Below are 23,501 nucleotides of genomic sequence, written 5' to 3'. Positions count from 1 at the left end.
GCATCCCTTTGTTAAGCATGTGTGTTTAACACGAGGTAAAGGATGTTGTCGGGTCCATGATGCATCCTCGAATTATCGTGCCGAAATGTTGATCATGGGTTTAGCGCAGCCTAAGCCGCGCATACAGGATCACAGGGATACCAACGGCATGCGACAATCGGACAGGGCGGGGCTGCTCTTCGCGCTGACCGGCTTCTGCCTCCTTTCCGTTGGCGATGCCGTGGTGAAGGGACTGGACGGAGCCTGGACCCCTGCTGCCGTAGCGGGCTTTCGTTACATCCTTGGCTCCATTGGCCTTTCCGCACTGCTGGCGGCCCGTCAGGGGACAGCGCCATTTCGTAACATTCCCAAGCCGATGATCCAGCTTTTGCGAGGTATCAGCGTTGCAATTGCTACCATCGCATTTTTCGCCAGCGTCTGGCTTATGCCACTGGCCGATGCGGTGGCGCTATCCTTTACCCAGCCGATGATCACCGCGATGCTTGCGGCATTGTTTTTGGGCGAGCGTTTGCGACTGTCTACGATCATCGCGATCTTTATCGCCTTTGCGGGCGTCCTTATCGTTCTGCGCCCCAATTTTGCCAATATCGGCCTTGCCGCCTTACTACCGCTTTTGGCTGCGCTTGGCATTGCCTTGCTGATGACTGCCAATCGCGCTGCCAGAGGCGCGGGAAGTGCGCTGGCCATGCAAGTATATGTCGCCATCACTGGCTCTATCGTCATTACGGTGGTTGCAATTGTCGGACACGTCAGCGGTATCGAATCTCTCCGTCTGTTCTGGCCAGAATGGCATGTGATGGCCCGCGTTGCATTTGTGGCATTCTCTGCAAGTGCGGCACACTGGTTGATCTATATGGGGACCGAGCGGGCAGGGGCGGCGACGATTGCCCCGATGACCTATGGTCAATTGATTGTCGCTACCCTTCTGGCCTGGCTTTTCTTTGACGAGATGCCTGATGCTGTCGCGATGCTGGGTGCGGGCCTGATCGTTATCGCCGGATTGTGGCTGTGGCATGCGGGGCGCAATACAACGCCTGCGGCAAAGGCGCGCTGATCAATCGCGCCTGATCCATGCGGTGAGCATGCGGTTGTGCATTTCGACGGTCAGCTTCTCCTGATAATCCTTTGCCAGCGCTGCTCTTACCAGCGCGGCGGCGGCTTCGTTCTGCACCGTCATCGGCCTGCTGGCGGTGACGATGGCACCGGGCCGGGTTGCAAGAATGCGCGTGACTTCACCTGCCTGGTCAATTCCCAGCGCCTTTGTTTCAAGGGCATTATTCAGATGATCGGGATAAACAAAGCGCGTCGGGACGCAGCTGCCCGTCATGCGATAAAGCGCAGTCGGCCCGTCCCACAACCACAGGCAATTTTCGGAAGATGCTACATGCGGCGCAATCGCGCTGGCAAGCGCCTTTGCCGTATCGCTTTCCGCCAGCGACTGCTCGCGCCGATCGGGCAGGGCGAGCAGCGCGAGGAATGCCGCCGCCAATACTATGCCCGGTCCGAAACTGAGCGGGCTGCGGCGATCGAGAAGTGGCAACGCAACCAGTGCAGCAGGCGCGGCCAGCGCGGCGTAATAATAGAGATAGACCGTGCCCGGCAACAGCACGCTCGCCAAGGTGGAAGCTGCCCAGCCACCATAAAACAGCCATGTGATAAAGGGTTCGGGCCGCGTGATGCGAAGGGCGCCATATATGCCGCCAATTACGAGAATGGCGATGGGCGAGATGCCAAGCCAGTGATCGTCTGCCCAGCGGCCCTGCGGTGCAGGCAGCCGATCAAAGAATGAAAGGACATTGGCAAACAGCCATGCGTCAAATTCTCCGATTGAGGCATAAAGCAGCGCGACGAGAGCTGTCGGCAACAAGCCAAGCGTGACAAAAGTCGCGCCCAGCCCGATTATGCGCGCGGTTGCCGCGCCGCGCCTGTGTTCAACCCACACCGCGTAAAGGCCGAAAAAGGCGCATTGCGGCAGAACCGTATATTTGATCTGCAAGGCAAGTCCGCCCAGCAGCATTGCCCACATGGCGCGGCGGGTAAAAGCGGGGTGATCGATATCGACCAGCAATGCCGCCATGCCGAGCATCAGCGGCACGAAGAACACCTCGCTCTGTCCTGAATAGCTGGCATAGGCGCACAGCAGTATCGTCCCGATCGCAGCTGCGATAGTCGCCGAGAAGCGCCCCACCAGCCGGCGCGCCAGCCTGTAGGTGAGATATGCTCCGGCCAGCGCAAAGGCAGTTGCCACGAGTTGATAGGCCAGCGGTCCCGGTCCGAACACAGCATGGGCTGTGCCGAAGATCGCGAATAATCCGAAAGGCTTGCGGTCCCACCAATCGACGAAGGGCAATTCGCCATAGGTCATGCGCCAGCCGATAAAACTGTAAAGCTGCTCGTCGAAATCGGCGACCGGATCGCCGAACCAGATGGCGCGCGTAGCAAGCACGAGCAGGGCGAGCGCGGCAAGCGGCACGACATCGCCGCGCAACAGCACAGCGAGCGGCCCTCGCTTGTCCTCCTGCAATGCTGCTGCCATCATATTCATCGCGTGCGCTTCTCCGGTTCACTCTGCCATGGCGCAAACGTGGTTAAGGAAGCTTTATGACCTCTCCCGGCGACGTTGTGTGCTGGCTGTGTGAACGCCCGCTTGGTAGTAAAGTGCAATTGCATCACATCGTGCCCAAGGCGAAAAAGGGGCGCGCGACAGTGCGGGTGCACCCCATCTGTCACCGCACCATCCATACGCATTTCACCAATGCAGAACTGGCGCGCATCGATGGCGAGCGCGGACCATTGCGGGAGCATGAGGAAATCGCCAAATTCCTTCGCTGGATAGCAGGCAAACCGCCTGATTTTCATGCGCCGACGCGCAGTGCGCAAAGGTGACAAAGGTGACACTGCGTCACCCTGCATGAGTCGATTGATTATCGAACCGGACCAATGGTTTGGCGCGCGAAGTTGAAAGGTGACACTTACACCAGATTTTTTCCAATTCATGCGATTACAGCCCAAGCAAAAAGGGCCGCAACTTTCGCTGCGGCCCTTGTTGTAGGACAGAGATTTTACGAAGGATCAGCCGTCGACGTGTTCGGCCAGCACAGTCAGGCCGTTTTCGCCAACCTCGGCAAAGCCGCCGCGCACTTCGATGCTTTCCGGCTCAGCGCCTTCGGTCTTCCAGACCTGCACCGCGCCATCACGGATAGTCGACATGAAAGGCGCGTGGCCTTCCAGCACGCCGAATTCGCCTTCGCTACCGGGGACGACCACCATGTGAACGTCTTCGGAGCGGACCAGGCTGGACGGAGTGACGAGTTCGAAATGTAGTGCCATGTTATCTTCCAATGACCTCTCCCTTCTGCAGGGAGAGGTGATGTATCAGGCGTCTTCAGCCATTTTCTTGGCCTTTTCGACCGCTTCTTCGATGCCGCCGACCATGTAGAAGGCGCTTTCGGGAAGGTGGTCATATTCGCCATCGACGACGGCCTTGAACGATTTGACCGTGTCTTCCAGCTGCACGAATTTACCGGGGATGTTGGTGAACACCTCGGCCACGTGGAACGGCTGCGACAGGAACTTCTGGATCTTGCGGGCGCGCTGCACGGTCAGCTTGTCTTCTTCGGACAGCTCATCCATCCCGAGAATGGCAATGATGTCCTGCAGGCTCTTGTATTTCTGCAAGATTTCCTGAACGCGGCGGGCAGTTTCGTAATGCTCCTGACCGACAACGCGCGGTTCGAGAACGCGGCTGGTGGAATCGAGCGGATCGACAGCGGGGTAGATGCCCAGCTCCGAAATCGCGCGGTTCAGCGTGGTGGTCGCGTCAAGGTGGGCAAACGATGTGGCAGGGGCCGGATCGGTCAAATCGTCGGCCGGCACGTAAATGGCCTGCACCGAGGTGATCGAGCCCTTGTTGGTCGAGGTGATGCGTTCCTGCAAATTGCCCATGTCGGTCGACAGGGTCGGCTGATAGCCCACGGCCGAGGGAATACGGCCCAGCAGTGCGGACACTTCGGAACCGGCCTGCGTGAAGCGGAAGATGTTGTCGACGAAGAACAGCACGTCCTGGCCTTCCTGATCGCGGAAATATTCCGCCATGGTGAGGCCGGACAGGGCCACGCGGGCACGCGCGCCGGGAGGCTCGTTCATCTGGCCGAAGACGAGGGCAACCTTGGACCCTTCGGAGATGGCTTCGCCAGCGTCGTTCTTGGCAATAACGCCTGCATCGAGGAATTCGTGATAAAGATCGTTACCTTCGCGGGTACGTTCACCCACACCGGCAAAGACAGACACGCCGCCGTGGCCCTTGGCGATGTTGTTGATCAGTTCCTGGATCAGCACGGTCTTGCCCACGCCGGCGCCGCCGAACAGGCCGATCTTGCCGCCCTTTGCGTAAGGCGCGAGAAGGTCGATGACCTTGATGCCGGTGACGAGAATGTCCGCTTCGGTCGACTGGTCGATGAAGGCGGGGGCCTCTGCGTGGATCGGCATGCTCATGTCCGAACCGATGGGGCCGCGTTCGTCGATGGGTTCACCGACCACGTTCATGATGCGGCCCAGCGTCTTGGGGCCGACAGGCACGGTGATCTGTGAGCCGGTTGCGATCACTTCCTGACCGCGGGTAAGCCCATCCGTGCCGTCCATCGCGATGGTGCGGACGGTGTTTTCACCAAGGTGCTGCGCGACTTCGAGAACGAGCGTGTTGCCGCCATTCTTCGTCTCAAGCGCGGAGAGGATTGGCGGTAATTCGCCCGGGAATGCGACGTCGACAACGGCGCCGATGACCTGGCTGATCGTGCCATTGGTCGTCTGGTTGAGTGCAGGTGCGGTGGCCATGATGTGTTCCTGTGGCGTAGTAATGGGCTGAAATTGTGTGGTCGGCGCAGTGCCTACAGCGCGCAGACCGTTTCGGGATCGGTGATTTCCCACGCATCGCCGGCTTCATTGGCGGCAAGCGTTGCGTCGTTACGCAGGTAATCGTCTTCCCCAAGGCCAAACTCGCACGAAACGGTATCGGCACCCATCGTGCGGCGGCAAACGGCTGTATTGACCGGCTTCAGGTCAGGGCAAGTTTCCGCCAATAAGGTGGTGAGCAGCTCCTGATCGGGCGCGGGAAGGGTCGGTGTGGGTTCAGCAGCGACGGTGGGCGTCGGCTCCGGCGCGGGCGCAGGTTCTTCCCCGCAAGCTGTCAGCAGCGTGACGGAGGCAAAGATCGGAAGAAGTAGATTTGAATTTTTCACGTTTCGATTTCCCGCTTAGAGCGCTTCTGCGCCGGCAATGATTTCGATGAGTTCAGTAGTAATCGCGGCCTGGCGGCTACGGTTATACTGGATGGTCAGTTTGTCGATCAGATCGCCCGCATTGCGTGTGGCGTTGTCCATCGCAGTCATCGAGGCCCCTTGCTCGGATGCCTCGCGTTCGAGCAAGGCGCCGAACAGCTGTGTCTTGACGTACCGCGGCAGTAATTCAGCGAGGATGGCTTCCTCATCCGGTTCGTATTCGACCACCGCATCCGATGCGTCCTGCGTTTCAGGAGCGGGCACGGGCAGCAATTGTACCGTGGTGGGATCCTGTGCCAGCGCGCTCTTGAAAGTTGGATAGACGAGGTGCGCGACATCGAATTCACCGGATTCGAACTTGCCGATCAGTTCATTGGAGATGGCGTCGGCTTCTTCGAAACCGATGTTGCGGACGCTGGATGTATCATAGCCCGCACCGATGGATTCGGGATATTCGCGGCGCAGCGGCGCGCGGCCCTTTTTGCCGACGAGGTAAAAGGACACGTCCTTGCCTTCTGCTATCAGCGCGCGGGCCTGCTTCTTCGCTTCTTTCACGATATTGGCGTTAAGACCGCCGCACAAGCCCTTGTCGGTGTTCACGACCACCAGCAGGTGGCGCTTGTCCGATCCGGTACCGCGCAGCAGCAATGGCGCACTGTCACTACTTACCTTGCTCGCGAGCGAGCCCATGACCGACCCCAGACGCTCCGCATAGGGACGGGCAGCCTCGGCAGCCGCCTGCGCCTTGCGCAGCTTTGCCGCGGCGACCATCTGCTTGGCCTTGGTGATCTTCTGGGTCGACTTTACCGACCCGATACGATCTTTCAGTTCTTTAAGGCTGGCCATTTCGGCTCCCTAGCTCTCTATCAGGCTTACGCGAACTGCTTGGCAAAAGCGTCGAGTGCGGCGACGGTCTTGTCCTTGGTGTCGCCTTCGAACTTGCCGCTTTCACGGATTTCTCCGAGCACGTCGGCATGCTCATTGCGCATGAAGCTGAGCATGGCGGCTTCATATTCGGTCACGCGGTCAACAGCGACGCTATCGAGATAGCCATTGGTCCCGGCGAAGATCGACACGGTCTGCTCTTCGAACGGCATCGGGCTGAACTGCGGCTGCTTGAGCAATTCGGTCAGGCGCGCACCGCGGTTGAGCAACTTTTGCGTCGAGGCATCGAGATCGGAGCCGAACTGCGCGAAGGCAGCCATTTCACGATATTGCGCCAGCTCCAGCTTGATCGAGCCTGCGACCTTTTTCATCGCCTTCGTCTGCGCGGCACCGCCCACACGGCTAACCGACAGGCCGACGTTGATGGCCGGGCGGATACCCTGGAAAAACAGATCGGTTTCGAGGAAGATCTGCCCGTCCGTGATCGAGATCACATTGGTCGGAATATAGGCGGAAACGTCACCCGCCTGCGTTTCGATGATCGGCAGAGCCGTCAGCGAGCCGCCGCCGTTTTCATCGTTCATCTTCGCCGCACGTTCGAGCAGGCGAGAGTGAAGGTAGAACACGTCGCCGGGATAGGCTTCACGGCCCGGAGGACGACGCAGCAGCAGCGACATCTGACGATAGGCAACGGCCTGCTTGGAGAGATCGTCATACACGATCACGGCGTGCATACCGTTATCGCGGAAAAATTCACCCATTGCAGCGCCGGTATAGGGTGCGAGATATTGCAGCGGCGCAGGCTCGGAAGCGGTTGCGGCGACAACAATGGTATATTCCATCGCGCCGTTTTCTTCGAGCTGCTTCACGATCTGAGCAACGGTGGAACGCTTCTGGCCGACAGCGACATAGATGCAGTAGAGCTTCTTGCTCTCGTCATCGCCGGCATTCACGCCCTTCTGGTTGATGAAGGTGTCGATTGCCACGGCGCTTTTACCGGTCTGACGGTCACCGATGATCAATTCGCGCTGGCCACGGCCAACAGGGACCAGCGCGTCGATAGCCTTGAGGCCGGTCTGCACGGGTTCGTGCACGCTCTTGCGCGGGATGATGCCGGGGGCCTTGGCTTCGACGCGCTCACGCGTGATGTCTGCCAGCGGACCCTTGCCGTCGATCGGGTTGCCGAGCGCATCGACGACGCGGCCAAGCAGACCCTTGCCTACAGGAACGTCCACGATGGTGCCGGTGCGCTTGACGCTGTCACCTTCCTTGATGTCCTGGTCAGAACCGAAGATCACGACACCGACATTGTCGGCTTCGAGGTTGAGGGCCATGCCTTCAACGCCATTGGCGAATTTCACCATTTCACCGGCCTGAACCTTGTCGAGGCCGTGGATGCGGGCGATACCGTCACCCACCGAGAGAACGGAGCCGACTTCGCTGACTTCGGCTTCAGTGCCGAAATTGGCGATCTGGTCCTTGATGACCTTCGAAATTTCTGCGGCGCGGATTTCCATTATTCGAACCTTTCGGGTGCGGCAGTGTCAGGCGCTTTTCATGGCCTGGGCAAGGGAGTTGAGACGGGTACGGATCGAGCTGTCGATGCGCTGCGATCCAATAGTGACGACGAGCCCGCCCAGAAGGTCGGGATCGACGCGCGATTTCAGTTTGACGGTGCGGCCTTCGCGGGCGCGCAGCTTCGTTTCCAGTGTGGCAATCTGTTCATCGGTCAGCGCATGGGCGCTGGCGACTTCGGCCTGCACTTCACCGCGCTGGGCGGCAGCGATAGTGGCAAAAGCGCGGATCATGCCGGGCAGGGCAGACACGCGGCGATTGTCCGCCAGCACGCCGAGAAAATTGCGCGTCAGTTCGGACAGGCCGAGATGCGCGCCAATGCCGGACATCACGTCGGCGATTTGTGTGCGGCTGATTTCCGGATTGCGGATCAGCGCACGCAATTCATCCGATTCGCGCAATGCGGCATCGAGTTTGTCGAGATCAGATTCGACAGCGGTGACGGTCCCCGCCTCGCTAGCGAGATCGAATAAGGCACTGGCATAACGCCCTGCCAGACTAGCCTGTATACCGGCGGAAAGCTCCACGCGAGAAGTCCTCTTGGGTCCGAGAAACGGAAAAAAACGGGTGCTGTGGAATCGAATACACCAAGGCATCCCTCCAAAGCTGGCGCGCGACTAGCATCGGGTGGCGGGGGATGCAACCCGGTGGTGAGCCACTTGTACCCCGCAGCATTGCCCTAGTCCTGCGAAGCGCTGCTGTCAGAGGGTGCGCAGGTATAAACCAGTCGTTCATTCGGGCTTTGCGGCAATGCGGCCATGATGGCGGATTGGTGGCTGCCCAGTTCACGTGCAGCATCTTCTCCAGCGCCGCATGATGGTGCGCGGTATTTTCCGCGCGCGTTGCGGGCCGCCGTCATCAATTGGCGATCGAGCAGATAGCGTTCCATCACCAGTTCACCCGCAAGCGGATCGAAACTGTTGACCGATACCGCCGCTTCGCTCGACGGGACGAAGATCCGGGTCCACTCGCCATTTTCAAGTCCATATTGCGTGCGCGCATTGACACAGCCTTCATCCGACCAGCCCAGTTCGATATCCTCGGCCGGATCGCCGACGAAGCGGCTCCTCGCGGTATCCAGCACGCAGACAAGGTCGCCTGCGCCGGATCCGCCGCCATTCGGTGCAATCGGGCCGGCCTCGTCATTATCCATTGCAGCGCGCAGCAATTCTTCAACGCGGGTATCGACCTGGTTGAAGGACGGGCGGGTAAACCAGGCAAGAGTGGCACCGACCACCGCGATCAAGGCCACTGCACCAGCCGCCGTGCGCAGGCGCATGTCTTTTTGTATATGGCCAAAGGTGGCGAGCGCGACTGCACCGCACGCTATCAGCAGCAAGAGGAATGCCAGCGCCAGCTTGTTGTCACGTTCGTCCATTACCGCAAAGCCGATAGTGCGGCGCATTTCCGTAGTGCGCTGCGCCAATGCGTTGGCTTTATGTTCAGCGATACGTTCGGCAGTGGCGCGCGCCTCATTTTCGCGGACGCGCTGTTCTGCATCGAGATCGGCAAGGCTGCGGCATTGGGATGAATTCATGCGCGGGCTGACGCCATTGGCGCGCAGGAAGGGCAGCAATTCACGGGTGGAAACGGCGAAGAAGAATTCTGCATCGGACCCGCCGCTCTCCGCGCCGAAGGAATTGACGCCCATCACCCTGCCGCATTCATCCACTAGTGGTCCGCCACTATTGCCCGCCGCAATCGGCGCTGTGTGCAACAGTGTATCGAAATCACGGCTGGGGCGGCGGCCTGAAAGAAAGCCCGTGGCGGTAACGGGGGGCTGGGCGCGGAACATGTCCGAAAAGGAAAGGCCCTGCGCCCTGTCCACATTGAGTGGATAGCCAATGGCCATCACCGTGCCTGTCTGCGCCGGATTGCCGGAAATGGTGAGAGGCGGCAGACCCAAAGGCTCTGTCGCCTCGATCAGGGCAAGGTCATTGCGCTTGCTCACCGAAACAAGCCGGGCGTAAACTGCACGATCACCATCGGCAGGGACGATGCCGATAGACAGCCTGTCATCCGCCACCGCCTGCGCCACGACATGCGCATTAGTGACGATGCGTTCGCCGCCCACGGCAAAACCGGTGCCGTGCGATATAGGAAAGATTTCCTCCCCGTCGCGGCCAATGATGACCACGCGCACCACGCCGCGCGTTGCGGCCTCTATATCGGCAGGGTCAGCCAGCGCCGGTTTGGGGTGCAGGGCCAGAATTGCGACAAGCAGCGCGAGCGATGTGAGAATCCGGTGCATCACCGGCTTCTGTACCCTTCATGACATTGACCGCAAGCTTCGGGACGCGCAGCTATGTGGGGAAGGTTAGAAAGGCAGCGAAGGAGACAATTGATGCCATATGCCATCCTTGCGCTGCCGAAATGCGTGGCTCGCCATGATTGATCAGGCCCTTTCGGATGATGATTGCTGGCGCATTGCTCTGGCGAAGGATCGCCGCTTCGATGGCGTGTTTGTAACAGGTGTGCATTCCACCGGTATTTATTGCCGGCCCAGCTGCCCTGCGCGCCCGCCCATGCGCAAGAATGTGAAATTCTATGCCAATGGTGAAGCTGCCGAAGCTGCCGGATTACGTGCCTGCAAACGCTGCGCGCCAGACCAGCAAAGCCGGGAAGAAGCCGCGGTGAAAGAAGCGCTCGATATAATAAGGCATGCGGAAGCTCCTGTTTCGCTGGAAAGGCTGGGCGCGATCACCGGCTATTCCGCGACCCATTTCCAGCGCATCTTTACGCGCGCAGTGGGCCTTTCCCCCGCTGCCTATTCCCGCGCATTGCGGCGCGAACGCGCTGGCGAGGCGCTGGCGCAGGAAGAGCGGGTCAGCGATGCGATATATGCGGCAGGATATTCCGCACCATCGCGCTTTTATGAAGACAGGAAGGGCATCGGCATGAGTGCAAGCGAGTGGCATGAGGGCGCCGCCGGAAAGGTCATTCACTGGTCCGTGATTGAAACCAGCCTTGGCGCACTTCTGGTGGCGGCCACCGACAGGGGCGTATGCTGCCTATCCTTCAACGAAGGCGAGGCAGAATTGCGCGCCCGCCTTCCCAAGGCCGAGCTGGTCGAGGGCGGGGAGGATTTTCACGCGCTTTTCAAAGCGGTGACCGATGCGGTCGAGCAGCCCGGTTCAGGACGGAACATCCCGCTTGATGTCAAAGGCACCGCCTTCCAGCAACGCGTGTGGCAGGCCCTGCGTGATATCCCGCCAGGTGAGACACGCAGCTATGGCGAACTGGCGGCGGCATTGGGCAATCCGCGTGCAAGCCGCGCGGTGGGCGGTGCCAATGGCGCGAATAACATCGCCGTGCTCATCCCCTGCCATCGCGTCATCGCAGCAAATGGGGCTTTGGGCGGTTATGCCTATGGACTGGAAATCAAAGCCGAGCTTCTACGGCGGGAGAAAACATAGATCTTGCTGCGCTGCATCCCCTGGCTGGTATGAATGCCGGGACCGCTTGCCAAAACACTGCGCGCGCGCCATCCCGCGCCTATCATGCGAAAGGCGGGAATGATGGACGATCATTTGGAAACTGGGGCACTGAAAAGGCCGATTTGGCTACGCATCTGGCAATTCCCGCTGGTGTCGATGGTGGTGGCGCTGGTGCTGGTCATCGGCGTGGCGTGGTTGAGCAGCCTCGCGGTCGAATATGTCATTGATCCCAATGTGACAGGGCCGCTGGGCCTGTTTCTTGGTGTCATATCGCTGATTGCACTGTGCCTCATCGTTTACAAATTGGCGATACGGCGCCTGGGTGCCAAGAAGCATGACGATCTGCCCTTTGACACGATCGCGCTACGCGACACTGTGCTCGGGTTTGCCGCAGGCACATTGTTGATCAGTTCTTGCGTGGGGCTGGCGGCACTTTTCGGCGTCTATCGCATCACCGGTTGGGGCAGTTTTGCCCACTGGCCTGAAATCCTGATCCTGACCGGTCTTTATGCAGGCTTTTTCGAGGAACTGCTGATCCGCGGCATAGTGCTGCGCTGGCTGGAAGAATTGACCGGAAGCTGGATTGCGTTGGCGCTGAGTTCGCTCCTCTTCGGCTTACTTCACGCAGGCAATGATAATGCGACATTCTTCTCCTCTTTCGCCATCGCGGTAGAGGCGGGGATATTGCTGGGCGCGGCCTATATGCTCACACGCTCTTTATGGCTTGCGATGGGCCTTCATGCAGGGTGGAACGTGGCGCAGGGCCTGTGGGACGTGCCGATATCCGGCAATGATTTTTCCGGCATCGTGAATGCGCAGATGGAGGGCCCGGTTTTGCTGTCAGGCGGCGGTTTTGGGCTGGAGGCGACCATATTTACGCTGGTGGTTGCAACCGGCGCGGGTATCTGGATGTTGACGCGCGCAGCAACTACGGGCCGTATCGTCAAACCGATCTGGAGCCGCAAGGGCCAGGCGATTACCGCCTATTGATCGCGTCCAGCCGCTGTTTTTGCAAGGTTCAGGCGTGGCAAGAAAATCCTTTGCATGGCACCAGAGTTGGCGAAGGTAGAGCAGAGGGCGGCACGGCTTCGCACCGCCCGCCACCCTTGAAGATGAAAGGTCAGTCGACCTCGCAACCATATTTCTCTACTTCGGCTTCAAACTCTTCCTCACGTGCATCCGCGTCAAGATGTTCGCCCGGATGGTCGGGGCGGACTGCTTCGATGCGGAAGGCATGGCGATTTCAATGTGCTGAAGGTTAATCCAGGTTAGGGCGAAGCCACCTTTCCGCAATTGAGAGATCCATTCCGCGCCGCGCGGCATAGTCTTCCAGCTGATCGCGGCCGATGCGGGCCACGCCGAAATAGCTGGCGTCCGGATGGCCGAAATAGATGCCGCTTACCGCGCTGGTAGGCAGCATGGCATTGCTTTCGGTCAGCACCATTCCTGCATTTTCGCCCGCGTCGAGCAGGTCAAATAGAATGGGTTTCAGCGAATGGTCGGGACAGGCGGGATAGCCCGGAGCGGGGCGAATACCGTCATAATGTTCGTGGATAAGATCATCAATAGAGCATGCCTCATCAGGAGCGTAGGCCCACAATGTCTTGCGCACATGCTGGTGCAGTCGTTCTGCAAAAGCTTCGGCAAAGCGGTCTGCCAGGGCCTTGAGCAAGATGTCGGAATAATCATCATTATCGGCGCGGAAACGTTCCAGATGCGGCTCAATACCGTGGATAGCCACGCCAAAGCCACCGATGAAGTCACCTTCGGGATCAATGAAATCGGCCAGGCAGTAATTCGCCCGATCACGGCTCTTGATGACCTGCTGGCGTAGCATGGGCAAAAGCGTGCCGTCATCCAGCCTGATATCGTCGCCCTCTCTGCGGCATGGCCAGAAGGCGCATACGCCCTTGGCAGTCAGCCACTTCTCCCCGACGATGCGCTGCAACATGGCATCGGCATCAGCCTTTAGTGCGCGGGCGCTTTCGCCAACAATCTCATCTTCCAGAATGGCGGGATATGTGCCCGCCAGTTCCCAGCTGCGGAAGAATGGCGTCCAGTCAAATGCCGAGACAAGATCGGCCAGATCCCAATCATCGAAGCGGTGCAGCCCCGGCTGCGCTGGCGGCGATGCCTTCTTCGTGAAATCCGCAACAAAACCGTTGGCGCGCGCATCTTCGAGAGGGTGGAGCGGGCTGGCCTGCTTGTTTGCCCGCTTATCCCGCATTGCCTGATATTCGGCTGACGTATCGGCCACCAATCCATCGCGCTGGGTATCTGACAAGAGCCGGCTGGCCACGCCCACGGCGCGACTGGCATCGAGCACGTGGATCACCGGGCCATCATAAGCGGGATCAATCCGCAGCGCGGTGTGGAGCCGGCTGGTGGTTGCGCCGCCAATCAGCAGAGGAATGTCCATTTCGGCGCGTTTCATTTCCTCTGCCACTGTCACCATTTCATCGAGCGAAGGTGTAATAAGACCCGAAAGGCCGATAATATCCGCCTGTTCTTCGCGTGCAGTTTCAAGGATTTTGGACCACGGCACCATGACGCCAAGATCGATCACTTCATAGCCATTGCACTGAAGCACCACGCCGACGATATTCTTGCCGATATCGTGCACATCGCCTTTTACAGTGGCCATGACGATCTTGCCCTTGGCCTTGCGATCTTCAGGCGCGAGCTTGTCTTTTTCTGCCTCGATAAAAGGGATCAGGTGGGCGACTGCCTTCTTCATGACGCGGGCCGATTTGACCACTTGCGGCAGGAACATCTTGCCGCTGCCGAACAGATCGCCAACCACGTTCATGCCGTCCATCAGCGGACCTTCGATGACCTCGATCGGGCGATCGGCGGATTGGCGCGCTTCTTCGGTATCGCCGACGATATGCGCGTCGATGCCTTTCACCAGCGCATATTCCAGCCGCTTGGTGACAGGCAGACCGCGCCACTCGGCGGCGGCTTTTTCCGCAACCGCATCGGTGCCGCGAAAGCTCTCGGCAAGGGCGATCAGTCTTTCGGTGGCATCGGGGCGGCGGGCAAGAACCACGTCCTCGCACGCTTCGCGCAAGGCGGGGTCAATCGTGTCGTAGACATCGAGCTGGCCCGCATTGACAATTGCCATGTCCAGACCAGCCGGAATGGCATGATAGAGAAATACCGAATGAATAGCGCGGCGCACCGGCTCATTCCCGCGAAAGCTGAAACTGAGATTGGATAGTCCGCCACTGGTCAGCGCATGGGGGCAGCGTGCCTTGATCTCGCCCAGCGCCTCGATGAAATCGAGGCCGTAACGGTTATGTTCTTCCATGCCGGTAGCGACCGCGAAGATATTGGGATCGAAGATGATGTCTTCTGCCGGAAATCCATTGGCGACCATCAGCTTGTAGGCGCGTTCACAGATATCGACCTTGCGCTGCGCCGTATCTGCCTGGCCGGTTTCGTCAAAGGCCATGACCACAGCGGCAGCACCGTAATCGCGGCATTTGCGGACCGCCTGAAGGAATGGTTCCTCCCCTTCCTTCAGGCTGATCGAATTGACGATCGGCTTGCCCGAAACGCATTTGAGCCCCGCTTCGATCACTTCCCACTTGGAACTGTCGATCATTACCGGAACGCGGGAAATATCGGGTTCGGCTGCGATCAGCTTGAGAAAAGTGGACATGGCCTCGACTGAATCGAGCAGGCCTTCATCCATATTCACGTCGATTACCTGCGCGCCGTTTTCAACCTGCTGGCGGGCGACTTCGACGGCGGCGGGATAATCGCCCGCCATGATCAGCTTCTTGAAGCGGGCAGAGCCGGTGACATTGGTGCGCTCGCCAATGTTGACGAAACGCGCGGTAGAAAGATTATTCATGGATCAGGCGGCAATCGTGAAAGGTTCTAGTCCGGCAAGGCGCATCTTGGCCTCACGTGCGGGGATGGCGCGCGGGGCGACAGCATTGACGCGCTTTGCCATCGCGGCGATGTGTCCGGGCGTAGAGCCACAGCAACCGCCAATGATGTTTACCTGACCGGCATCGGCCCATTCGCCAACCAACCCGGCAGTGGTGTCTGGCTGTTCGTCATATTCACCCAGTTCATTGGGCAGCCCCGCATTGGGATAGGCCATTAGCAGCGTATCCGCGATGGTGGAAAGATGCTGCACATGCGGACGCAATTGATCCGCGCCAAAGCTGCAATTGAGGCCGATTGTCACCGGATCCGCATGGCGCACCGCATTCCAGAAGGCTTCGACCGTGTGGCCGGAAAGATTGCGCCCTGAAAGATCGGTCAGTGTCATGGAAAGCATGAGCGGAACGTCCTGCCCCAGTTCTTCCGCCAGCCGGCGCGCAGCCATCACGCCTGCCTTGGCGTTGAGCGTGTCGAAAATCGTCTCGATCAGGATAAAATCCGCTCCGCCTTCGACCAGCGCCTGTGCCTGTTCCAGGTACACCTGGGTAAGGAAATCGAAGTCGATTTCACGAAAGCCGGGGTCTTCCACATCGGGGCTGAGCGACAGGGTCTTGTTGGTCGGCCCGATGGCGCCTGCCACAAAGCGCGGCCTGCCATCGGCCTGTGCAAATTCATCGGCTACTTCGCGGGCAATATGGGCAGAGGCGATATTGATGTCGCGCACCAGCTCTTCTGCGGCGTAGTCTGCCTGACTGATGCGGTTGGCGGAAAATGTGTTGGTGGAAACAATGTCCGACCCCGCCCGCAAATACGCGCGGGTGATGTCCGCGATCACCTCTGGCCGCGTCAGCGCGAGAATATCATTATTGCCTTTCTGATCCGCGCCAAGGCCCAAATTGCCAGCATAGTCTGCTTCGGAGAGCTTGCGATCCTGGATCTGCGTGCCGAATGCGCCATCCGATATGAGGATACGTTTCGCGGCCTCGGCCAGCAGGCGTTCACGCGCGCCCGGCCCAGTCTTGATTGCATGGTTCATGCGCTTTTCTCCAGCGGGCGGCGGCCCAGCAAGTGGCAAATGGCATATGCCAGCTCTGCCCGGTTGAGAGTATAGAAGTGAAACTGGCGGACCCCGCCTGCATAAAGGCGGCGGCACAGCTCTGCCGCGATTGTCGCAGCGACAAGCTGGCGTGCGCCGGGTCGTTCATCCAGCCCTTCAAACAGGCCATCCATCCAGTCCGGGATTACCGCGCCGCATTGTCCGGCGAATTTGCGCGCCTGTGCGACATTGGTGACCGGCAGGATTCCCGGAACCATCGGTGCGTCAATTCCGGCTGCACGGCATTTCTCGGTGAAGTTGAAAAAGGTCTCGGGCGCGAAGAAAAACTGGCTGATTCCGCGTGATGCGCCTGCATCGATCTTGCGCTTCAGATTATCGAGATCGGCCTGCGGACAATCGGCATCGGGGTGGGTTTCAGGATACGCGGCAACCGAGATTTCAAAATCGGCCACTTCCTTCAATCCGCGCACCAGTTCTGCTGCATTGGCATAGCCATCAGCATGGGGAATGAAAGGCGCCCCCGGTTCACCCGCATCGCCGCGCAGAGCCACGATATGGCGCACGCCGGCTTCCCAATAGGCTTCTGCGATTTTCTGCGTTTCGGCGCGGCTGGCATCGACGCAGGTAAGATGCGCAGCAGCCGGAATGCCTGCTTCGCGGATCAGACGTGTTACCGTATTATGCGTGCGTTCGCGGGTGGAACCGCCTGCACCATAGGTGACGCTGACAAATTCAGGGGAGAGCGGGGCAAGCTGCTGCACCGCTTCCCACAATTTCTCTTCCATCTTCTCGCTCTTGGGGGGGAAGAATTCGAAACTGACTGCAATGTCGCCCGGCAGGCCGGAAAACAGCGGCGTGTCACGGGCGGTGCGCACCTCATGCTCAGGATCAAGACAATCGGCAATTTTTGCAGGCGCTGATAGGGGGGCGCTCATGAAGCGACCTTTCTGTTGGAAGAGGCAGTGGCAGGCAGCGCGAGGCGGGTTGCGGCCCAGATTTTGACGGTCAATTCGCGTCCCGGCACTTCAACCGGCGGGGCAGGTTCGAATCCGGCGGCACGAAGCATCTTGGCCATGGTGGCATCGGCAAAGCCCAGCCGTGCATGGGCATGGCGCTCACGCAGATCATCGCGTTCGTGACGGGCGAGATCGACCACGGCGATCATGCCGAGCGGCTTGGTCACCCGCGCCGCTTCGCACAGGGCAAGCGCGGGGTCCTGCGCGAAATGCAGCACCTGATGCAGCAAGACGGTATCAAAGCTGTGGGCGGGGAAGGGCAGGTCCGTGAAATCGCCCTTTTGCAATTCCACCTTTTCCGGCCCCAGGGCCTGAAGCCGGGCGCGCGCCACGCGCAGCATATCCAGGTTCTTGTCGAGCGCGACGATGTGATCGGCATGGGGCGCAAGCAATTCAGCGATACGGCCCGTGCCGGTGCCGATATCGAGCATACGGCCCGGTGGTCTGTCTGCCAGCACCCTCAGCAGAGCTTCCTCACTCGCCTTTTCCGGCCCGTGGATTTCACGCAAAGTGTCCCATTCATCGGCATGGCGGGCGAAATAGTGGTCGGCTTCTTTTTCACGCGCTGCCCGGATGGTGGAAAGGCGTGTACGGTCGGCGCTGGCCTGTGCTGCAAATTGCGCGTCTTCGCTTTCGCCGAATGCCAGCAAGCGGGCAATTGTTTCGCCCATCTCCGATGGGGCAGCATCGCGCAGGAAAACGGAATTGCCTTCCTTGCGCCGCTCAACAAGGCCCGCATCGACCAGACGGCCGATGTGCTGCGACACGCGCGGCTGGCTCTGGCCGAGCACTTGCGCAATTTCGCCCACGGACAATTCCATCTGCGCAACCAGCCGCATCACGCGCAGGCGTGACACATCGGACAAGGCACGAAAGGCGGCTTCGAGTTGCATGAATATAAGTATATAACGCAATTGTTATATTGCTAGCATTATTGCGGTTTCTTTGGAAACCAGACGAATGGCAATTCAGACAAAGCTATAGGGGTCGATGTCCACGCCAACGCGCACGCCGGGGGGATGATCCAGTTGGCCGAGCCACTGGCGGATCACCTTTTGCAATTCAGCGCTGCGGCGCGCGTTTAACAACAGGCGATAGCGATAGCGATTGCGCAGCAAGGCGAGCGGCGCGGGGGCAGGGCCAAGGATCATCACATCGTCCAGCCTGGGGCGGGAATTACCGATCCTGTTGGCAGCCTCGCGCGCTTCGGCATCGTCCTCGGCCGATACGATGATAGCGGCCCAGCGCCCGAAAGGAGGCGCCCCTGCATGGCGGCGTGCTTCTGTTTCGGCATCGTAAAATGCGTCACGGTCGCCCGCTTCCAATGCGGCAATGACAGGCGCATCGGGATGGCGTGTCTGGATCAGCACTTCGCCCGGCTTTGCGCCGCGACCCGCGCGCCCTGCAACCTGCGCCACCTGCTGATAAGTGCGTTCAGCAGCGCGCAAATCACCGCCTTCGAGGCCAAGATCGGCATCAATCACACCTACCAGCGTCAACTCGGGAAAGTGGAACCCCTTGGTAACAAGCTGCGTGCCCACGATGACATCAATCGCTCCGCCCTCAGCCATGGCCACGAATTGCGCGGCCTTTTCCGGCGTGTTGATGGTATCGGATGTGACCAGCGCCACGCGCGCATCGGGCAGCATTTCGGCCACTTCATCGGCGATCCGTTCCACACCCGGACCGCAGGCGACAAGGCAATCCGGCTCTCCGCATTCAGGGCATTTTTCCGGTGTCGCGGTCTCATGCCCGCAATGATGGCATGACAGGCGCTGGCTAAGCCGGTGCTCGACCAGCCATGCACTGCAATTGGGGCATTGGAAGCGAAATCCGCAATTGCGGCACAGCGTCAGCGGGGCATAGCCGCGACGGTTGAGGAACAGCAGCGATTGTTCGCCCCGCTCCAGCCGTTCAAACATGGCGCGGCGCAAGGGGGCGGCGATCCAGCTTCCACGACCGGGCTGTTCTTCTGTTAGGTTCACCAGCCGGATTTCAGGCATTTGCGCGCCACCAAATCGGCTTGGCAGATCAAGCTTCTCATAAGTCCCGCTGGTTGCCATATGCAGGCTTTCCAGCGCGGGTGTGGCGCTGGCGAGGATGACGGGGATCGCTTCGAAATGGCCGCGCATAACCGCTACATCGCGCGCATTGTACCGCACGCCGTCTTCCTGCTTGAAGCTTATTTCATGCGCTTCGTCGACCACGATAAGACCGAGATTGGCATAGGGCAGGAACAGGGCGGAACGTGCGCCGACCACAACCTGCGCTTCCCCCGATGCGATGGCCCGCCATGCGCGGCGCCGCTCTGTCGATTTGAGCGAGGAGTGCCATGTCACCGGGGCCGCTCCGAAACGGTTTCCAAAGCGTTTGAGGAAGGCTTCTGTCAGCGCGATTTCAGGCAGCAGGACAAGCACTTGCCTGTCGTCCTTCAGGGCCTCTGCCACGGCTTCGAAATATGTTTCGGTCTTGCCAGATCCGGTCACTCCGTCGAGCAGGATGGGCGCGAATTTTCGCGTCGCAACAGCCTCCACCAACCGGGCAGAGACCTTGCGCTGGTCATCGCTCAAATCGGGTTCGTCGAAATCGTGGCGGGCGCGGGTGTAGGGGCGATCAACATCCACTTCCACCGGCTCTAGCGCGCCCTGGTTGACGAGGCCGCGCAGCACGCCTTCGCTGACGTCGGCAAGACCGGACAATTCTCGGATTGTCGCCTGCTCGCCTTCCAGTGCCGCGATGGCGCGTTCGCGCTGCGGGGTCATGCGATCCGGCATTCCGCCTGACAGGCGATATTCGGTCATGGTGGCCGGGCCGCGCAGCGCGCCGCCGCTGGCGATCACCATGCGCGCAACCGCCGCCAGCGGTGCAATGTAATAATCTGCCGTCCATTCAATCAGCCTGCGCAATTCTCCTCGTATAGGCGGCACATCCACCGCGGAGAGGAGCGGGCGCAGTTTTGCTTCGGGTACGGAATTGGCAGGCAGGCGATCCTCCTCCCACACAATCCCGGTGACCTGGCGCGGCCCCAGCGGAGCGATGACGATCTGCCCATATTCGACATTCATGCCGGCAGGCACCTTGTAATCAAGCGGACCGAGCGCGGCGTTCATCATCAGTAGTCTGGCACGGATTACGGGCATGTGCGTTATATGGGCGCTGCGTCGTGCGCGCTGCAAGGAGAGGAAACGCATTATGACCGAATTCGCAGCCCCATCGGCCAGCCGTCGCAATTTCATAGCCGGGGTCGGCGCTGCAGGTGCAATGTTTGCGCTGCCAGCCTGCCAGTCTTTCGGCGGTTTCAGCCTGACTGATGCGGTGCGCCGCATGCTTTACCTTTCCAGCGAACGCGCCTTTGCCCGGCTGACGGTGCCGGGCGGCTATTGGGATGATGCAGTGGCCGATATCGGTCTGCCAAATATGATCGGCACGCGCGGTTCTGTGCTTGCCGGCATTCTCACATCATCGCTGTTCAAGGACCGGTTGGTAGATGCCTTTGCCGATATCGCAATCGTGGGCGCAGAACGCGCAGCACCCATTGTGACCGATGCGGTGCGGGTCATCGGCATCCAGAATGCGATGGCGCTGATAAATGGCGGGCCGACGGCGGCTACAGGCTTCCTGCGCAACGAACTTGGCGTGACGCTGGTTGAAGCAATGGTGCCAGAACTGGGGCAGGCCATGCGCATCGCGAACGAACCGCTGGTCGGTGAATTGCTGGCGGCGGCCACTGGCGTTGATATTGCAGGTGTCGCGCAAAACCTGTCGCGCACGGTCGACAATGTCATCTGGAATGAGATGGGCATTGAAGAAGCTGCAATCCGCGCCAATCCGCGTGCCACAAATGATCCTCTGCTGATTGGCGTGTTTGGTGCTGGTCGCGCTTTGTGACTGCAGATGGCGGCGAATTGGCAAGCTGCGCAAGGGGCTAGCTATCGGCACAGCCCCTTGCGCCTTTTGTGCCGTGCTTTAGTCAGCGCCCTGCATGGCTGACGAATCTCCCATAGACCGTTTCAAGCTGGCGCTGACAGGCGCTGCCCGCGCTATCGCGCATGACCCAGAGGTTGAGATCGGCTTTACTGCCGACGCTGCTTACGAATCGGGCAAGACAGTGCGTGTGCCCATGCCTTCGCGTAATCTGAGCGCTGCCGAGGCGAGCGAAGCGCGCGGATTTGCCGACAGTTTCGCGCTGCGTCTGCGCCATCACAATGCTGCTATGCACATGCGACAGCGCCCGCAGGATGGCGAGGCGAGAGCCTGTTATGACGCCATCGAACGCGCTCGATATGAAGCGATCGGTGAGACGGAATTTGCCGGTATGCGCGATAATCTGTCAGCGATGCAGGACCAGCGCATTGCCGGAAGCGCGATAGCCCGCGCCGAAAGTGCCGACGATGTGCCGCTCGATGCAGCGCTGGGTCTGTTGCTGCGCGAACAATTGACGGGCCAGCCAATCCCCGAAGCGGCGCGCTCGGGCGTGGACATGGTGCGCGACTTTATCGAAAGCCGCGCTGACGAAGATTTGCAGCAATTTGGCGATGCGCTGCATGACCAATCCGCTTTCCAGAAGCTCGGTCTCGACATGCTGCGCCATCTCGACATTGCGCCTGCCCAGCTGGAACCCGAAGACGGTCTGGATGACGAAGACGGGGATGAGCAGGACGTCGAAGACGATACCTCCGAAGATAAGGATGATAGCGACAGCGATTCCAGCGATCAGCCGGAAACCCGCGCCGAAGGGACAGAAGGCGAAGAGGGTGACGGCGAGGAGCAGGATGAGCGCGAGGCCGATGGCGAAATCGGCGAAGGCGATCCGGGAGAAGATGGCGATGAAATGATGCTGCCCCAAAGGCGCAATTCGCCGTGGCAGGACATTCCTGAAACCTTCGATTATCAGCCCTTTACCGAGGAATTTGACGAGGTGGTGGAGGCCACCGACCTGTGCGACGTCGAAGAACTTGATCGCCTCCGCGCCTATCTCGATAGTCAGCTGGCCGGATTGGCTGGCGTGGTCACGCGGCTGGCCAACCGCCTCCAGCGGCGGCTGATGGCGCAGCAGAACCGCAGCTGGAGCTTCGATCAGGAAGAAGGCCTGCTTGATGCCGCCCGGCTGGCCCGCGTGGTGGTCAGCCCTGGCCACTCTCTCAGTTACAAGGTCGAACAGGAGCAGGAATTCAAGGACACCGTCGTAACGCTGTTGATCGACAATTCAGGTTCCATGCGCGGAAGGCCCATTTCCATCGCCGCGATCAGCGCGGATATCCTGGCAAGGACATTGGAAAGGTGCGGGGTAAAGGTGGAAATCCTCGGCTTTACCACTCGCGCCTGGAAAGGCGGGCAGAGCCGTGAAAAGTGGCTGGCCGATGGCCGCCCCGTAAATCCCGGTCGCCTCAATGATCTGCGGCACATTATATACAAGAAGGCGGATGAACCCATGCGCCGCGCGCGCCGCAGCCTTGGCCTGATGATGCGCGAAGGTCTGCTGAAGGAAAATATCGACGGCGAAGCCTTGCTGTGGGCGCATGAACGCCTGCTCGCCCGGTCCGAAGATCGCCGCATCATGATGGTCATTTCAGACGGCGCCCCAGTGGACGATTCAACGCTCAGCGTGAACAATGCGGGCTATCTCGAAGGCCATTTACGCAGCGTGATCGAATGGATCGAAAAAGCCTCCCCGGTCCAGCTGGTCGCCATCGGCATCGGCCATGATGTCACCCGCTATTACAAGCGCGCGGTAACGATCATGGATGTCGAACAATTAGGCGGCACGATTATCGAGCAGCTGGTGGATCTGTTCGAGCGGGAATGATGAGGAAACTCCTCGTCCTGATCTCTCTCATCGCTCTCATATTCGGCGCCTGGTATCTCGCATCCCCGTGGTTCGCCATGAATGGCCTCGCCGAAGCGGCGCAGGACACTGCAGCGCTGGAGGATAAGGTGGATTTTCCGGCCTTGCGCGCGTCGACTTCGGAACAGATCACCGAAGCTGCGCGGCGGGGTTCGGGGCAGGGCGGACTGCTGGCAAGGTTACCCGATGTGGTGACAGAGCGAATCGGCCGCGAAGCCTTGGACCGTGCGCTGACGCCCGAAACTGTGGGACGCATGGTTGCAAGTGGCACCTTGGCTGCGGACTTCCTGCCAGAGCAGTTGCGCGGGCAGGAAATATCGTGGGAGGTGGAGCGCGAGGGCTTTGACAGTTTCCGTGCGATAGGCACGTTTGAGGATGGGACTGCGGGTCCGACACTGATCTTCGCCCGCGATGGATTGGCCTGGAAGCTGACAGGGTTCGAATTGCCGGGGCCAGCGCTCTAACCCCCGCCCATTGCCAGCCGCGGAAGTGCCGCCTAAGCCTCGCCGCGCA

20 protein-coding genes are annotated in these 23,501 nt (G+C 59.9%); 7 read left to right on the top strand and 13 right to left on the bottom strand.

Going from position 1 to position 23,501, the window contains the following annotated elements:
* The first annotated feature begins 148 nt into the window (after positions 1–148).
* Positions 149–1,054, top strand: coding sequence for a DMT family transporter (locus CP97_RS10840; RefSeq protein ID WP_048886941.1), 906 nt, complete (start codon positions 149–151; stop codon positions 1,052–1,054).
* Here the strand turns inward: CP97_RS10840 and CP97_RS10835 are convergent, their stop codons facing one another.
* A complete protein-coding gene (locus tag CP97_RS10835; protein WP_048885956.1) occupies positions 1,055–2,545 on the bottom strand; it encodes an ArnT family glycosyltransferase in 1,491 nt (496 codons plus the stop codon).
* Between the two features lie 56 nt (positions 2,546–2,601).
* On the opposite strand from CP97_RS10835, the gene CP97_RS10830 reads away from it, so the two are divergent.
* Entirely contained in the window at positions 2,602–2,886 is a 285-nt protein-coding gene (locus CP97_RS10830) for an HNH endonuclease signature motif containing protein (protein WP_048885955.1), read from the top strand.
* A 186-nt stretch (positions 2,887–3,072) separates the two neighbouring features.
* Here CP97_RS10830 and CP97_RS10825 read toward each other — a convergent pair whose 3' ends face one another.
* The 7 genes from CP97_RS10825 to CP97_RS10795 form a co-directional block, all read right to left on the bottom strand.
* Positions 3,073–3,330 carry an ATP synthase F1 subunit epsilon gene (locus tag CP97_RS10825; RefSeq protein ID WP_048885954.1) on the bottom strand — a complete coding sequence of 86 codons (258 nt, stop codon included), beginning with the start codon at positions 3,328–3,330 and terminating at the stop codon, positions 3,073–3,075.
* A gap of 45 nt (positions 3,331–3,375) precedes the next feature.
* Positions 3,376–4,833, bottom strand: coding sequence for a F0F1 ATP synthase subunit beta (gene atpD / locus CP97_RS10820; RefSeq protein WP_048885953.1), 1,458 nt, complete (start codon positions 4,831–4,833; stop codon positions 3,376–3,378).
* 53 nt (positions 4,834–4,886) lie between these two features.
* Positions 4,887–5,237, bottom strand: coding sequence for a hypothetical protein (locus tag CP97_RS10815; RefSeq protein WP_048885952.1), 351 nt, complete (start codon positions 5,235–5,237; stop codon positions 4,887–4,889).
* Between the two features lie 15 nt (positions 5,238–5,252).
* Complete coding sequence (locus CP97_RS10810) at positions 5,253–6,122, bottom strand: F0F1 ATP synthase subunit gamma (RefSeq protein ID WP_048885951.1); 870 nt, start codon at positions 6,120–6,122, stop codon at positions 5,253–5,255.
* Between the two features lie 26 nt (positions 6,123–6,148).
* On the bottom strand, positions 6,149–7,678 hold the full coding sequence (gene atpA / locus CP97_RS10805; RefSeq protein ID WP_048885950.1) for a F0F1 ATP synthase subunit alpha: 1,530 nt from the start codon (positions 7,676–7,678) through the stop codon (positions 6,149–6,151).
* Positions 7,679–7,705: 27 nt separating this feature from the next.
* Positions 7,706–8,263, bottom strand: a complete 558-nt coding sequence (locus CP97_RS10800) for a F0F1 ATP synthase subunit delta (protein ID WP_048885949.1) — start codon at positions 8,261–8,263, stop codon at positions 7,706–7,708.
* A gap of 152 nt (positions 8,264–8,415) precedes the next feature.
* On the bottom strand, positions 8,416–9,987 hold the full coding sequence (locus CP97_RS10795) for a S1C family serine protease (RefSeq protein WP_048885948.1): 1,572 nt from the start codon (positions 9,985–9,987) through the stop codon (positions 8,416–8,418).
* Positions 9,988–10,123: 136 nt separating this feature from the next.
* Here CP97_RS10795 and CP97_RS10790 point away from each other — a divergent pair, with 136 nt between their 5' ends.
* Both CP97_RS10790 and CP97_RS10785 read left to right on the top strand, forming a co-directional pair.
* A complete protein-coding gene (locus CP97_RS10790; RefSeq protein ID WP_082863910.1) occupies positions 10,124–11,152 on the top strand; it encodes a bifunctional transcriptional activator/DNA repair enzyme AdaA in 1,029 nt (342 codons plus the stop codon).
* A gap of 33 nt (positions 11,153–11,185) precedes the next feature.
* Entirely contained in the window at positions 11,186–12,163 is a 978-nt protein-coding gene (locus CP97_RS10785; protein WP_048885946.1) for a CPBP family intramembrane glutamic endopeptidase, read from the top strand.
* A gap of 268 nt (positions 12,164–12,431) precedes the next feature.
* Here the strand turns inward: CP97_RS10785 and metH are convergent, their stop codons facing one another.
* The 5 genes from metH to CP97_RS10760 all read right to left on the bottom strand — a co-directional run bounded on the left by metH (position 12,432) and on the right by CP97_RS10760 (position 20,283).
* The gene (gene metH / locus CP97_RS10780) at positions 12,432–15,032 is read right to left on the bottom strand and encodes a methionine synthase (protein ID WP_048885945.1); all 2,601 of its coding nucleotides are present in this window, start codon (positions 15,030–15,032) and stop codon (positions 12,432–12,434) included.
* 3 nt (positions 15,033–15,035) lie between these two features.
* Positions 15,036–16,106 carry a homocysteine S-methyltransferase family protein gene (locus CP97_RS10775; protein ID WP_048885944.1) on the bottom strand — a complete coding sequence of 357 codons (1,071 nt, stop codon included), beginning with the start codon at positions 16,104–16,106 and terminating at the stop codon, positions 15,036–15,038.
* Complete coding sequence (metF, locus tag CP97_RS10770) at positions 16,103–17,062, bottom strand: methylenetetrahydrofolate reductase [NAD(P)H] (protein ID WP_048885943.1); 960 nt, start codon at positions 17,060–17,062, stop codon at positions 16,103–16,105. The genes CP97_RS10775 and metF overlap by 4 nt, the downstream gene beginning before the upstream one ends.
* Positions 17,059–18,036 (bottom strand): ArsR/SmtB family transcription factor, encoded by a 978-nt coding sequence (locus CP97_RS10765; RefSeq protein WP_048885942.1) that lies wholly within the window; start codon positions 18,034–18,036, stop codon positions 17,059–17,061. Before CP97_RS10765 ends, metF begins: the two co-directional genes overlap by 4 nt.
* Before the next feature lie 75 nt (positions 18,037–18,111).
* Complete coding sequence (locus tag CP97_RS10760; protein ID WP_048885941.1) at positions 18,112–20,283, bottom strand: primosomal protein N'; 2,172 nt, start codon at positions 20,281–20,283, stop codon at positions 18,112–18,114.
* 52 nt (positions 20,284–20,335) lie between these two features.
* On the opposite strand from CP97_RS10760, the gene CP97_RS10755 reads away from it, so the two are divergent.
* The 3 genes from CP97_RS10755 (at position 20,336) to CP97_RS10745 (ending at position 23,452) form a co-directional block, all read left to right on the top strand.
* Complete coding sequence (locus CP97_RS10755) at positions 20,336–21,031, top strand: DUF4197 domain-containing protein (RefSeq protein ID WP_048886940.1); 696 nt, start codon at positions 20,336–20,338, stop codon at positions 21,029–21,031.
* Between the two features lie 94 nt (positions 21,032–21,125).
* Positions 21,126–22,949 (top strand): cobaltochelatase subunit CobT, encoded by a 1,824-nt coding sequence (gene cobT, locus CP97_RS10750; protein WP_048885940.1) that lies wholly within the window; start codon positions 21,126–21,128, stop codon positions 22,947–22,949.
* A complete protein-coding gene (locus CP97_RS10745; protein ID WP_082863799.1) occupies positions 22,946–23,452 on the top strand; it encodes a DUF2939 domain-containing protein in 507 nt (168 codons plus the stop codon). The genes cobT and CP97_RS10745 overlap by 4 nt, the downstream gene beginning before the upstream one ends.
* The last annotated feature ends 49 nt before the right edge of the window (positions 23,453–23,501 follow it).

It is taken from the genome of Aurantiacibacter atlanticus (assembly GCF_001077815.2).
GTDB lineage: Bacteria > Pseudomonadota > Alphaproteobacteria > Sphingomonadales > Sphingomonadaceae > Alteraurantiacibacter > Alteraurantiacibacter atlanticus.
This window is presented reverse-complemented; position numbering and strand designations above follow the sequence as displayed.

Bases quoted from the DNA above. Each gene is read 5' to 3' on its own strand.
- atpD (WP_048885953.1), bottom strand. From the start codon at position 4,833: ATGGCCACCGCACCTGCACTCAACCAGACGACCAATGGCACGATCAGC.
- CP97_RS10785 (WP_048885946.1), top strand. From the start codon at position 11,186: ATGCCGGGACCGCTTGCCAAAACACTGCGCGCGCGCCATCCCGCGCCT.
- CP97_RS10745 (WP_082863799.1), top strand. From the start codon at position 22,946: ATGATGAGGAAACTCCTCGTCCTGATCTCTCTCATCGCTCTCATATTC.
- atpA (WP_048885950.1), bottom strand. From the start codon at position 7,678: ATGGAAATCCGCGCCGCAGAAATTTCGAAGGTCATCAAGGACCAGATC.
- CP97_RS10760 (WP_048885941.1), bottom strand. From the start codon at position 20,283: ATGCCCGTAATCCGTGCCAGACTACTGATGATGAACGCCGCGCTCGGT.
- CP97_RS10795 (WP_048885948.1), bottom strand. From the start codon at position 9,987: ATGCACCGGATTCTCACATCGCTCGCGCTGCTTGTCGCAATTCTGGCC.
- cobT (WP_048885940.1), top strand. From the start codon at position 21,126: ATGGCTGACGAATCTCCCATAGACCGTTTCAAGCTGGCGCTGACAGGC.
- metF (WP_048885943.1), bottom strand. From the start codon at position 17,062: ATGAGCGCCCCCCTATCAGCGCCTGCAAAAATTGCCGATTGTCTTGAT.
- metH (WP_048885945.1), bottom strand. From the start codon at position 15,032: ATGAATAATCTTTCTACCGCGCGTTTCGTCAACATTGGCGAGCGCACC.
- CP97_RS10790 (WP_082863910.1), top strand. From the start codon at position 10,124: ATGATTGATCAGGCCCTTTCGGATGATGATTGCTGGCGCATTGCTCTG.
- CP97_RS10765 (WP_048885942.1), bottom strand. From the start codon at position 18,036: ATGCAACTCGAAGCCGCCTTTCGTGCCTTGTCCGATGTGTCACGCCTG.
- CP97_RS10775 (WP_048885944.1), bottom strand. From the start codon at position 16,106: ATGAACCATGCAATCAAGACTGGGCCGGGCGCGCGTGAACGCCTGCTG.
- CP97_RS10830 (WP_048885955.1), top strand. From the start codon at position 2,602: ATGACCTCTCCCGGCGACGTTGTGTGCTGGCTGTGTGAACGCCCGCTT.
- CP97_RS10755 (WP_048886940.1), top strand. From the start codon at position 20,336: ATGACCGAATTCGCAGCCCCATCGGCCAGCCGTCGCAATTTCATAGCC.
- CP97_RS10835 (WP_048885956.1), bottom strand. From the start codon at position 2,545: ATGAATATGATGGCAGCAGCATTGCAGGAGGACAAGCGAGGGCCGCTC.
- CP97_RS10840 (WP_048886941.1), top strand. From the start codon at position 149: ATGCGACAATCGGACAGGGCGGGGCTGCTCTTCGCGCTGACCGGCTTC.
- CP97_RS10810 (WP_048885951.1), bottom strand. From the start codon at position 6,122: ATGGCCAGCCTTAAAGAACTGAAAGATCGTATCGGGTCGGTAAAGTCG.
- CP97_RS10825 (WP_048885954.1), bottom strand. From the start codon at position 3,330: ATGGCACTACATTTCGAACTCGTCACTCCGTCCAGCCTGGTCCGCTCC.